Raw genomic sequence first — 11,707 nt, 5'->3', positions numbered from 1 at the left:
TTCAAACTTAAATTAGCGGCAAATTAACGGGCAATCCAGGAAAAGAAGGGACGTTTTTCTTGCTTATCAGCACGTTGGTTAATAACGCTAACAAGAGATAGCATTGAGTTAATAATTGAACTCCATTTCCGGAATGCGGTATACCGAGATTCCCAAACATCAGCATACTTGTTCTTATACCGCCGAAGCCCCTGAAAACCGTATAGGTGGTAACCATATTCGTAGATAAAGTGAGCAACCTTTTCACCAAGAAAGCTAAATTGAGATTCACCCACATTTGATAGCGGGGCCATCCCTAGGTCAAAGTATTCGTAACCATGTTCTTGACCATACAAGAACATACTAATGAAAATTTTATCCATAATTCCCGAAGGAGCATTGTGGGTATGCCGCATTAAATCAATGGTGAGGTACTTCTTTCCCCCAGTTGGCATGAAGGTGGCAAAAGCAACGATTTTGCCATCTTGATCTGTAACAGTTGCGACCGGTGCTTGCTGAATATAGTTTGGTGAGAAGAAGCCTAAGGAAAAACCTTTTTCTATTTGCTTTCCAAGCCAATCATCAGAAACAGCCTTTAATTTTTGCATGAATTCGTCGTCAAATGGGGGCTTTACAACGTTAAACTGGTAGCCTTCACGATCAAATTTGTGCATTAATGCCCGTTGTGAGCGTTGTCTCTTTCCCGCTAAGGTAAAGTCAGACAAGCGAACCAGGCCGGTTTCACCAGTTTTTATGAAGTCAAAACCAAATTCATGAAGCAACATCGTAAATTCACCAGAGACTTCATAAAAGACTAACTGGTAATTATAGAGGTCAGCTTCCGTTAAAAATTGCCGAAGAGCAGGCCGGATTTCAGCGGAATTACCGACAGGATCGCCCATAATGATCAATCGGTCATAATTTCGGCGATACATAAAATATAATTGATCCTGATCATCTTGTTGGTAAAAATACAGGTTCTTATCTTTTAAGAAGGCGAGGTGACTAGTCCGGCTGCCACCGAATTGGTCAATCACCTTATGAATCCGCTCTGCAGCAAACTTTTGCTGTTTAGCAAACGGGTCAGCACCAGAACAGAAGTAACGTAAAATTAAAACTAGAAGGATTAGGCCAAGCAACAGACCGATTAAGCCAGAGAACCAAACTTTTTCGCCTGGGAAAAGGAAGAAGTTTGGAATCTTATGCGACCGGGTATATTGAGGAGCATTAAGAACTCCCACAATAACGTAAAGAATACAGCTTCCGGCAAAAATTAAAAGGTCGGTTGCAAATTTACTAATTGAGTACTGAAGTTTTGCACGGTAGAGCTCTCGTTTTGAAAGGAGGATAAGGATTAAAACAATGGCAAGATAAATTGTTAGGCTCATTGTTCTTAAATTCCACCAGGTGCTGATAATTCCGATTAACAGTAAAGCAAGTGTCGGCCAGTAAGCTTTTTGAACTTTTGACGCTAATCCACGGGCACAAGCTAGCATAGCAATGGCGAAGAGCACTGTGGATAATTGATGGATAAAAAAGAAAGTAAACGGATAAAGTCGGGCAAAAAGCTTATTATCAGCTGTGATGTCAGGAACCGCAGCGGCAAGTAACATCAAGATTCCAGAAATGTACATGAATGCTGTGATTAGAAAGTGAGCAGTATTTTGAATAATAACTAATGGCAGACCATCAAAGAAGTCATTAACCTGCCGAGCTAAATCGTGAAGGAAGAGAATTCCAGCAATAATTAGGGGCACGATATAGTAGAATATTCGGAAGAGCAGGAGCCAAATAATAATTGTTGGCTTAGAAACTCCCATTAATGATAATTCAAACATCATCATGACATCGAAGGAACCAAGGGCACCGGGAATCATGGAAATAACCCCAAGCAGTTGAGCAACTACATATAAGGGTAAGACTGATGCTAGGTTATGACGAACACCCAAACACCAACCGACTAGCAAGAAGAAAAGGGCGACAAAGAGCCATTCACAGGTTGAACTGCCGACGAGGAGTCCCTCAATTTTTGGTGTAACGTCTTTAAACAACCGGTTATTATTAATTAGGGTAAAGTAAAAAACAACAGGGAAGTAAAGACCGCCGGCAACAAGCCAGAGTGCGTACTGGTTAAAATGGCCTCCCTGATGAAAGATAAACATAAAGGCTAAGGCAACCCAGCAAAGTACCGAAAGACCTGACAAAAGGAAAACAGCGATTTTAGAAATTGCTAATAAGATATCTTTTTTATTAGCGTGTTTACGGTAAAAATATGCCCGCATTGTTGCGCCAAGAACACCACCAAAACCAGCAATATTTGTGAGCGTGTTGGTAATCCAGCCACAGCGAATAATGTATGATCGTTTAAATTTACCGGGAAGAAATTTAACAATTGCAAAATCATATCCCAGCATTGGGATAACTGCGATACATCCAAAGACAAGCAGAATTAGGATGCTTGACCATGTTAAATTGCTTAATCCTGTGCCAACCCTGTGCCAATCAACGGTTTTGAAAAAGCTTGTTAGGGCGTGGACGACAAAGATAATGACCGAGATTACAAAGATAATCTTTATCGGTCGCGCGTATTTAACCCACCATGATGACAATCGTTTATATAGGGATTCCATAGTATCCTCCTCAATAGAATGCTAATAATATTATAAGGTATTTATGGCTGATGAAGAAGTAAAAGGAAATTTAAAAAGTTGTTGACACCTGAGAGGAAGTTTCGTATACTTTTATTTGTTGTCAAATGGTCCGTTGGTCTAGTTGGTTTAGGACGCATCCCTGTCACGGATGAGATCACGAGTTCGAGTCTCGTACGGACCGTCATAATAAATAAAGAAAGACTGGGGAACTCCCCAGTCTTTCTTTATTTAAGAATAATTTGGAGGCAAAAATGGAAAATATTTGGCAATATCAAGGTACCGAACCGATTAAAATTAAAAAGTTTCTTCAGTCATTGGGAATGGGGCACCGCCTTTTCAATGATTTAAAGAATGGTCAGGGAGAATTCTTGGTTGATCACCGAAAAGTTCGACCAACGACAAAGATATTGCCTAACCAGCCATTAACTATAATTGCTCAACCGGAGATGCGTGACTTATCGGTAAAATTAAGTGATGCCCCTCTTAATATTGTTTATGAGGATCGCAATTGGCTAGTAATTGATAAGCCCGCGGGAGTAACGTCAATTCCTGGCCCTACAGTTGACAATGGAACTGTCCTTAATCGTGCAGTCCGCTATTTGGTTGAAAAAAAGTCAGTCGACCAACGGCCACATTTGATTACTCGACTTGATCGGTATACAGGCGGCTTACTTTTAATTGCTAAGCATCATGTTGCATCTAGTATGATTAGTCAACAGGTTCAGCAACACCAAATGTTAAAGGAATATACGGCATTTGTATCAGGAACCTTTGATGAGGAGCACGGTATAATTAATAAGCCGATTGCTCGTCGTGAGGGTCAGGTTCAACGAGTCATTGCTGAAGATGGTCAACGTGCGGTAACTGAATATTGGGTAGAAGAGAAGGGCGCGGGTTGGACTAAACTGCGAGTTCGGTTGCATACTGGACGTACTCACCAGATACGAGTTCATTTAGCTTCAATTAACCACCCATTGATCGGTGATCACCTTTATGGTGGTGATACTTCTAAGTATCAGCATCAGGCACTCTGGGCAACTAAACTATCATTTAAAGATCCTTTCACCCTAAAACAATTAACATTTTCCCGGGAAATAAATGAAATTCCTGATAAGTAAAATGAGATTATCACGCTAGATGGATAACCTAAAAGAAACCGCGAAAAAAGCAATACGCTTTTTTCACGGTTTCTTTGCATCATAATATTAAACTTAATTTTTTCTAATCAATTGAGCGAGAAATTCTTGTTCAGCCTGTTGTGATAGTTGTTGGATCTGGTGAGCGCTCATGTTTGGTTGCTTTACCATTGCAGCCTGGACTTTTGCACTTACAAAGCTTTTTGTTTGGGCTTGAATTTGTGAATTATTAGCACCAGTCATCTTTTTTTGCAGGCGTTGAGCTTGAGCTGCAGTAAGTTTAACGAATGTGTGTGGGTATTCAATTACATTTGTTCGCCGGACTAATGTTCCGTCTATTCCGGACCATAAGAAGAGGTACCTGTAGAAACTATTCTTAAATTGCCACCGCGTTTCAGTTATTTTTAATTCAGGTGTAGAACGATTAGTAAATTTCATTTTACTTGTCGTATATTCATTTGCTTGAGTATGGGTGGCTTTCTTTTGTTTCTGGTTAGTCTTATAAATTAAGATATTTTCTTGACCACTAGTTCCAACCGGTTGGTAAACGGCAATTGGAAGAGGGGCGGCTGCAGAGTATACAGCTTGTCGAGTAACCGTTGTTTCTTGCTTCATTCCGAAATGCTGGCTGTAATTTAACGTCATTACAGCAGTCGAGCCGACAAAGAGAATACCAAAAATAAGGGTGCTAATGATTCTTACTGAACGTTGATTGATAAACATTACACTGGCGAACAGGGCGAGTGCTGACCCAAACATTAAGATAATAATCATTTAGAATCCCCCTTTCTTTGAGTATCATTTGTATCAATTTTTACATGGATTCCTGTGCCGCTTGTTACAAAGATAGTGAGGCAGAGGCCAATCAAAGCAAAGGCAATTGCAAACCAAAATGCTGAATGATACCCCATTAAAGTTGCATCAAACATTTGTGACTTATATTGTAGTGGCGCGGTTTTAAGCAAGGAATGAGCAGGCTTATTGTTGTTAGTAACATTAGTTAAAACTGAGATCATAATTGCCGTTCCCACGGAAGTAGCGACTTGCCGTAAGGTGTTATTTACAGCTGTTCCGTGTGAGATTAAGTGGTATGGTAAAGAGTTCATTCCAGCTGTAGTGACTGGCATCATTACCATTGAAATACCAAACATTCGAACAGCATATAGGAAGACAATGTAGATAATTGGTGTATCACGAGTAATGAAGGCGAATGGAATTGTGCCAACGGAAAGAATAAACATTCCGGTGATCGCTAACCGTCTAGCACCATGGCGATCGAACAGATTTCCTGTGATTGGACTCATAACCCCCATGAAAAGGGCACCGAAGAGAAGGGTTAACCCTGAATGGAAAGCAGACATTCCGTGAATAATTTGAAGGTATAGCGGGATAACTAATTCAACCCCAACCATGGCCATCATTACAATGGAACTCAAGATGGTTGCTAGGGTGAATTCATTACTCTTGAAAACCTTGAACTCTAAGAATGGTTCATCTAATTTGTTTTGTCGAATAATAAGGAAAGCAACTAAAATAATTCCGATGATAATGGTTGTTAAGACAACCGGATCAGTCCAGCCATCATTACCAACGCTGGAGAAACCGTAAAGCATACTACCAAATCCAGCAGTAGAGATGATAACTGATAACCAGTCAAGGTGTGGCTTTTGATTTGGAATAACGTTTTTAACCAGAAAAAGACTGGCAATGATTACTACGGCTGCAATTGGAACGATCATTCCAAATAGCCACCGCCAGCTAAAGTTATCGATGACCCATCCGGAAAGAGTTGGTCCAATTGCTGGAGCCAAGCCAATAACTAATCCGTTAATTCCCATTGCAGCCCCACGCTTTTCAGGTGGGTAGATTGTTAGCATAATATTTTGCAATAATGGCATATTGATTCCAACACCAATCGCTTGAATTAATCTTCCGCTTAAAAGCACAGCGAAGGAAGGGGCAAGCCAGGACATGATTGTTCCCAATTCAAAGATTGACATTGCAATGACAAATAGCCCTTTAGTATTAAAACGACTACTTAAATATGCACTAATTGGGATCATGATCCCGTTAACCATCAAGAAACCAGTGGTTAACCATTGAACCGTTGATGTACTGATATTAAAAGCATCCATTAAAGCCGGAAAAGCGGTTGAAAGAATAGTCTGGTTTAAAATAGTACAAAAAGCACCGATTAATAGGACGAGAACCATTAGATTCCTGTTGTATGGCTTGTTGTTAATATCTACTGGAATAGATTGTTGATTCAAGCTAAATACCTCTTTTCGTTTTAGACAATGCCTAATAATATAAAACTATTTAATTCTATTATCAAATAATTTGACAATGATAATAAATTTTAAAATAATGACTTATGAATTAAATACTTGGAGGAATTTGATGGATATTTTACTATCAGAACGATTTCGCAAAATGATTAAGCAGAGTAACCTAAGGATTACAATGTCTCAATTAGGAGAAATGACAGGAGTATCGCCAAGTCAAATTCGTTATTGGGAAAAAAAGGGTTACATTAACTCTGAGCAGGGCGAAAAGAACCAAAATCATCTCTATTCAATTGGTATTCTTTATCGGGTTTGTACGATTAAGTTTTTTCTTGATCAGGGGTATACGCTTGCTGTCGCGGTGAAAAAAGAAAAGGAACGACGGGAAGCCATTAACCTATTTAGAGAGTTTATTTTTAGTCAAAGATTGAGTGTTAAACAAACTGGCTCAGATAAGGGTGAGATTACGTTAGGAAAAATTGCTGAAGACTCAAACATTGAAGTTTACGCCACAATAGAAAATGGCAAAACAGGACTTCACCTGCGAAAAATGAATAATTAACGAATATTAGTGGTTTGTGTTATGGTAGAAATAAATAGCTATGTATTCTATGGTAAATTAAGAAAGGAAAGCGATCAGATTGGTAGAAGTAGGATTGCGCTATGATGAACTAGATAACCCAGCGGCTAAGGAAGCAGCTTTGAAAGCATTTATTGCTTTTTACATTCATCAATACCGATTAAAGAGCCTTGAAATTATGGGGGCTAAGGCTTCAAATGAGGTTATGGGAACGATAAACCACGTTTTGAAGGAAAATTCTTACCATGGTGCAGAAGAACTTGCGGAAATTAGCGAACGGCTTTGTAAACCCGCATATGAGGAAGTTCTCAGCGAGTTAACCGACGTAAAGTTTAACCAGGAAGGACAACCTATTGTTCCGTTAGAAAAGCTTTGGCAAAAGGAAGAAGAACAATTGCCAAAGGAGGATTAGGAAAAAAGAGTGTGAGCCAGCAAAGAGCTTGCGGAAAGTTAGCAATTTCTCCTGGCGAACACATTTCGAGAACCTACAGTTAGGGCGAACACATTTTGACTATGCTGCCTAGAACCTACAGTTAGGGCGAAGCGCAGTAGCTGAGTGGCTTTTGTCATCAACAAGTTGATTGCCAACAACCTACTCATCTTTGCGTGGGTTCACAGACAAAATTGACAAATCAATTTCTGGTTCACTCCAACATTTCGGCTCGGTTGCCGAGAACGCTAACTCTAGTAAGTCCATGGCAAGCGTGTTTTAGCTATGATGCAGAACGGCAGCTTCTCAATTAATTGAAATTTACTGAAAATGATAATTAAAGTGATCTCCTTATCAATTTAGGGAGGTCACTTTATTATTTCGCGAAATTTTTTGATTCTTGGATAATAGCAGAAAAAAATAATTTATGTTAAAATATTATTAGTTTTAAGTACGGATATAAAATATAAAACTGAATCACCAATTGTTAAAACCGTTCCCTTACCTGAGAAGCGGGTCTTTTGGTTTACAATTTTCCGTTATTGTTTAGATCTAAATAGAATTTAAGAAAACAGAAAGGTATAAGAAAGGTATTATGTCAAAATTAGATATTAAGAATAATGAAGTTGCCTTTTATGCGATGGGTGGCTTAGGCGAAATTGGTAAGAACATGTACTGTGTTCAGTTCCAAGATGAAATAATTATTATTGACTGTGGTGTGCTTTTCCCTGAAGATGAACTCCTTGGGGTTGATTACGTAATTCAAAATTATGATTACCTAATTGAAAATAAAGATAAAATTAAGGGGATTTTTATTACTCACGGTCATGAAGATCACATTGGCGGCTTGCCATTTTTCTTGCAAAAAGTGAATGCTCCAATATATGCGGGACCATTTGCAATGTCCTTAATTAAGGGAAAACTTGAAGAAAAGCACCTTTTACGTGATGCAGAGCTTCATGAAATCAACGAATTTGATGAAGTCCATTTTAAGAAATTGTGGGTTAGTTTTTTCCGGACTACTCACTCAATTCCTGACACTTTAGGAGTGGCTGTTCATACGCCCCAAGGAACAATCGTTCAAACCGGTGACTTTAAGTTTGATCTAACTCCGGTTGGTCACTTACCAGGGCCAAATCTCCAACAGATGGCAAAACTTGGTGATGATGGTGTTCTCCTTTTGACATCTGACAGTACTAATGCTGAGCGACCACAGTTTACTAAGTCAGAACGATGGGTCGATATTCACATTCGGCGGATCTTTGAACGGATTAAAGGCCGCATTATCTTTGCATCATTTGCTTCAAATGTTTACCGACTACGTGAAGCTTCAGATGCAGCGATTGCTCAAGGTCGGAAGATCGCTGTCTTTGGGCGAAGCATGGAAAATGCGATTACTGCTGGTCAGGAGCTAGGCTACCTTAATATTCCAAAGGATTCATTAATTGATCAGAACGAAATTAATAATTATCCACCGGAAAAGGTTTTAATTATGTGTACTGGTTCCCAAGGTGAGCCAATGGCAGCCCTGAGTCGGATCGCTAACGGCACTCACCGGCAAATTACTATTCAACCTGGTGATACCGTTGTCTTCTCAAGTAACCCAATTCCTGGTAATACTACTAGTGTTAATGCTTTAATTAATAAGCTAGAAGAAGATGGTGCGAATGTTATTCATGGTTACGTTAATAATATCCACACCTCTGGACATGGTGGCCAAATTGATGAAGAGTTCATGTTGCGGTTAATGAAGCCAAAGTTTTTTGCACCAGTTCACGGTGAATACCGGATGCAGAAGATTCATACTAAGTTAGCAGAAATGACAGGTGTACCGCAAGAAAACAGTTTTATCTTGGCTAATGGTGATGTCTTAGCATTAACTAAGGATTCTGCACGGATTGCGGATCACATTGAGAGCGCTGCTGACGTGTACATTGATGGACGGGATGCTGGTGATACTGTTGGTAATCCTGAAATTCACGAACGTCGTCTTCTTTCTGAAGAAGGGGTCGTGACTGCTGTTGCGGTTGTTGATTTGAAAGATTATCAAATTGTTGCTGGACCTGATATTGTCTCTCGGGGATTTGTTTACATGCATGAATCTCAAGAACTAATTAAGGCGGCAAACCACGAAGTCTTTTGGGCCATTTTAAATACCTTTAAGAATCATAAACACGTGGATCGGCGAGCACTTAACCGGACAATTATTAGTCGCTTGCAGAAGCTTCTCTACGCGCGGACAGGTCGGCGCCCAGTGATCATTCCAATGGTTACGATTTTAAATGGTGATCGTCATTATGAAAACCATCATTATCGCCAACCAAACAACAAAAAGAAAGCTAATCACGAAAAGAGCAACAATAATAACCGGAAAAGCCACCATCAACAGCGAAAAAATAATGGTCATAAGAAACAAACCGTAAAAAAAGAACCAGTTGTTGCTGGCAAAAATGAATAGGTAAAAGATGAGAACAAGGCAAAATGAAGTCATTTATGACTTCATTTTGTCTTGTTCCTTTTAATTTTATTTTAAATAAATGCTTAAACTAGTTTGCTTAATTTGGTATGATCGAACGGTGTAAGCAATTATTTATTTGGAGGAATCTCGATGACTGGAAGAGACTATTTAAAAATCTGGTATCGAGTTCAAATTGGTGCGACTTTAATTATTTTAATGATGATGATGATTCGTAACTTTGAACTTGGCCGTAATATTTGGCTACAATTGTTATGGATGGTAATTATTCTCGGGATAGGGCTTTCTGAGGAGTTATGGGAGAACGTTCCCCCAATTATCAGTAGGATTAACTGTTGGCTTCAGGGATTAGCTCAGCCAATAATTCTAACCTTTGCGTGGGGAGTTATTACCCGGGAAATTATTACGGTACTCCGCATGCCATCTCGGGGAGTAGTATCAATTATGATTTTATATTATTTCGTGATGTATGCTCCCTTTGCTAGTGTTATTGGTGGACAAATGAAATTAAGTATTGAGCGATTTATCTTTGTACTTTGGATGTTTCAGATTGTCATTGTCCCCTTTACATCCTTACCGTTTGATTTAATTGATAACCAGAAATTATCAACTTTACTTGCAACCGGGGCTGTTGGTGCAGTTGCTTACTTTATTTTTGCTACAACCGTGATGCGGGCTTGGCACTTGTCATGGCCTGGGCTAAAACCAAATTGGAGTGGCGACTTTAATTGGTGGATTCTCTTATTGATGATCGCAATTTTTGTTGTTCCACTTGGTAGCAACATGATGGCGATCAATCAGTTGCCTAAAGGTGGGTTCTTTAAATTAACATGCCAGGCATTTGAAGCAGGACTAGCGGAAGAAAGCCTATTTCGCTTTGCGATGCTTGGGGTTCTCTTTTATGCTTGGCGGAATGTTAAGCAGCGACTGCCGTTAGCGATCCTTACAAGTTCAGTCTTATTTGGCTTTGCGCACCTGATTAACTTGGGTGGACAAAGAGTTGATTTAACGTTCTATCAAGTCGGTGTGGCTTTTCTTTTGGGACTGTTCTTAGCAGTTGTTTATGTTTATACGGGACAACTATGGTTAACAATGCTAATGCACTTTAGTCTCGATTGGTTTAGCTTCCTGGCAACGGGAACCACTAAACTTACCGGTGATTTGGTCCCTGGTGATTGGTGGGCACTGTTAATACTCTTCGTGATTTTTGGTGGTTTCAGTATTTGGATGATGTTTGGTACTCGTCGGAAAGTAATGGAGCGTTATGTCAAACGCTTAACTGGTGAACACCAGCATTTTGGCTACTCAATTCAATATTAAAGATAAATAAAAATGGGAACGTGACAGAAGTCATTTATGACTTCGTTTTCACGTCCCCGCGAGCGCAAATAGGGTTCCAGAGTTCGGTTATACCGGACACTGGAACCCATTTGCGTACCGCGCTGTTCGTATTTGAACTTGGTAAAAGTACTTATGTCACAGTCCAATTTATTTATACTGTTACTCTTTTCCTATGCTAAGTGCTTATCAAGGTAACGGGCAAGAAGGGATAGAGAATAACAAACAATAAAGTACAGAACAGCCAAAGCAACGAACATTGGAATAATGTAATTGGTGTTTTGACCATAAATAATTTGAGCGTGATACATTAATTCTGGCAAGACAATAATTGTTGCTAGTGAGGTATCTTTAACCAGTGAAATGAATTGACTAACGAGTGCTGGAAGCATATTTTTAATCGCTTGTGGAAGGACGACTAGTCGGAGAGCCTGCCACTTAGTAAGCCCATTGGCAAGTGCTCCTTCGGTTTGACCATAGTCGATCGAATTAATTCCCGAACGAACAATTTCAGCAACCATTGATGATTCGAAAACGGTTAGTGCCATAATAGCGGCTGGAATGATCTCGGGCTTAACCCCAATGTTTGGTAAACCAAAGTATGTAAAGAAGATAATCAGCAATAATGGAAGGTTCCGAATTAGGTCAATAATGAAACCAACAATTGCTGAAAGATACTTAATCTTGGCATATCGGATAATTCCTAGTAAAGTTCCGATGATGAAACTACAGATAATTGAGGCAACGGAGATTTCAATAGTAATTCCTAATCCTTGAAGTAAGAAACGAATATTAATCCATGAATAGGCATCAATAAAGTTTTGCATATTAT

At 39.4% G+C, this 11,707-nt stretch carries 9 protein-coding genes and 1 tRNA gene; 6 read left to right on the top strand and 4 right to left on the bottom strand.

Annotated features, from left to right (window positions below):
• Nucleotides 1-23: 23 nt before the first annotated feature.
• Nucleotides 24-2,609, bottom strand: coding sequence for a bifunctional lysylphosphatidylglycerol flippase/synthetase MprF (gene mprF, locus HUK49_RS00915; RefSeq protein WP_191912306.1), 2,586 nt, complete (start codon nucleotides 2,607-2,609; stop codon nucleotides 24-26).
• A 127-nt stretch (nucleotides 2,610-2,736) separates the two neighbouring features.
• Here mprF and HUK49_RS00910 point away from each other — a divergent pair.
• Both HUK49_RS00910 and HUK49_RS00905 read left to right on the top strand, forming a co-directional pair.
• A tRNA-Asp gene (locus HUK49_RS00910) sits at nucleotides 2,737-2,811 on the top strand.
• A gap of 70 nt (nucleotides 2,812-2,881) precedes the next feature.
• Nucleotides 2,882-3,748, top strand: coding sequence for an RluA family pseudouridine synthase (locus tag HUK49_RS00905; protein ID WP_191912305.1), 867 nt, complete (start codon nucleotides 2,882-2,884; stop codon nucleotides 3,746-3,748).
• A gap of 93 nt (nucleotides 3,749-3,841) precedes the next feature.
• Here the strand turns inward: HUK49_RS00905 and HUK49_RS00900 are convergent, their stop codons facing one another.
• Both HUK49_RS00900 and HUK49_RS00895 read right to left on the bottom strand, forming a co-directional pair.
• Entirely contained in the window at nucleotides 3,842-4,540 is a 699-nt protein-coding gene (locus HUK49_RS00900; RefSeq protein WP_191912304.1) for a DUF4811 domain-containing protein, read from the bottom strand.
• Nucleotides 4,537-6,036: an MDR family MFS transporter gene (locus HUK49_RS00895; protein WP_191912303.1), complete on the bottom strand. Its 1,500-nt coding sequence runs from the start codon at nucleotides 6,034-6,036 to the stop codon at nucleotides 4,537-4,539. Before HUK49_RS00895 ends, HUK49_RS00900 begins: the two co-directional genes overlap by 4 nt.
• 130 nt (nucleotides 6,037-6,166) lie before the next feature.
• Between HUK49_RS00895 and HUK49_RS00890 the strand changes: the two genes are divergently transcribed.
• From HUK49_RS00890 to HUK49_RS00875, 4 genes are all read left to right on the top strand, one after another.
• A complete protein-coding gene (locus HUK49_RS00890; protein WP_102168175.1) occupies nucleotides 6,167-6,613 on the top strand; it encodes a MerR family transcriptional regulator in 447 nt (148 codons plus the stop codon).
• A gap of 79 nt (nucleotides 6,614-6,692) precedes the next feature.
• Entirely contained in the window at nucleotides 6,693-7,043 is a 351-nt protein-coding gene (locus HUK49_RS00885) for a DUF3368 domain-containing protein (protein WP_191912302.1), read from the top strand.
• A gap of 613 nt (nucleotides 7,044-7,656) precedes the next feature.
• Nucleotides 7,657-9,519: a ribonuclease J1 gene (rnjA, locus tag HUK49_RS00880; RefSeq protein WP_191912301.1), complete on the top strand. Its 1,863-nt coding sequence runs from the start codon at nucleotides 7,657-7,659 to the stop codon at nucleotides 9,517-9,519.
• Between the two features lie 150 nt (nucleotides 9,520-9,669).
• The gene (locus HUK49_RS00875) at nucleotides 9,670-10,857 is read left to right on the top strand and encodes a CPBP family intramembrane glutamic endopeptidase (protein WP_191912300.1); all 1,188 of its coding nucleotides are present in this window, start codon (nucleotides 9,670-9,672) and stop codon (nucleotides 10,855-10,857) included.
• 191 nt (nucleotides 10,858-11,048) lie between these two features.
• On the opposite strand, the gene HUK49_RS00870 is transcribed toward HUK49_RS00875, so the two are convergent.
• Entirely contained in the window at nucleotides 11,049-11,702 is a 654-nt protein-coding gene (locus HUK49_RS00870; protein WP_102168172.1) for an amino acid ABC transporter permease, read from the bottom strand.
• Between the last annotated feature and the right edge of the window lie 5 nt (nucleotides 11,703-11,707).

This window comes from Limosilactobacillus portuensis, from assembly GCF_014838735.1.
GTDB classification, from domain to species: domain Bacteria; phylum Bacillota; class Bacilli; order Lactobacillales; family Lactobacillaceae; genus Limosilactobacillus; species Limosilactobacillus portuensis.
This window is presented reverse-complemented; position numbering and strand designations above follow the sequence as displayed.

Bases quoted from the DNA above. Each gene is read 5' to 3' on its own strand.
- mprF (WP_191912306.1), bottom strand. From the start codon at position 2,609: ATGGAATCCCTATATAAACGATTGTCATCATGGTGGGTTAAATACGCG.
- HUK49_RS00900 (WP_191912304.1), bottom strand. From the start codon at position 4,540: ATGATTATTATCTTAATGTTTGGGTCAGCACTCGCCCTGTTCGCCAGT.
- rnjA (WP_191912301.1), top strand. From the start codon at position 7,657: ATGTCAAAATTAGATATTAAGAATAATGAAGTTGCCTTTTATGCGATG.
- HUK49_RS00905 (WP_191912305.1), top strand. From the start codon at position 2,882: ATGGAAAATATTTGGCAATATCAAGGTACCGAACCGATTAAAATTAAA.
- HUK49_RS00870 (WP_102168172.1), bottom strand. From the start codon at position 11,702: ATGCAAAACTTTATTGATGCCTATTCATGGATTAATATTCGTTTCTTA.
- HUK49_RS00875 (WP_191912300.1), top strand. From the start codon at position 9,670: ATGACTGGAAGAGACTATTTAAAAATCTGGTATCGAGTTCAAATTGGT.
- HUK49_RS00890 (WP_102168175.1), top strand. From the start codon at position 6,167: ATGGATATTTTACTATCAGAACGATTTCGCAAAATGATTAAGCAGAGT.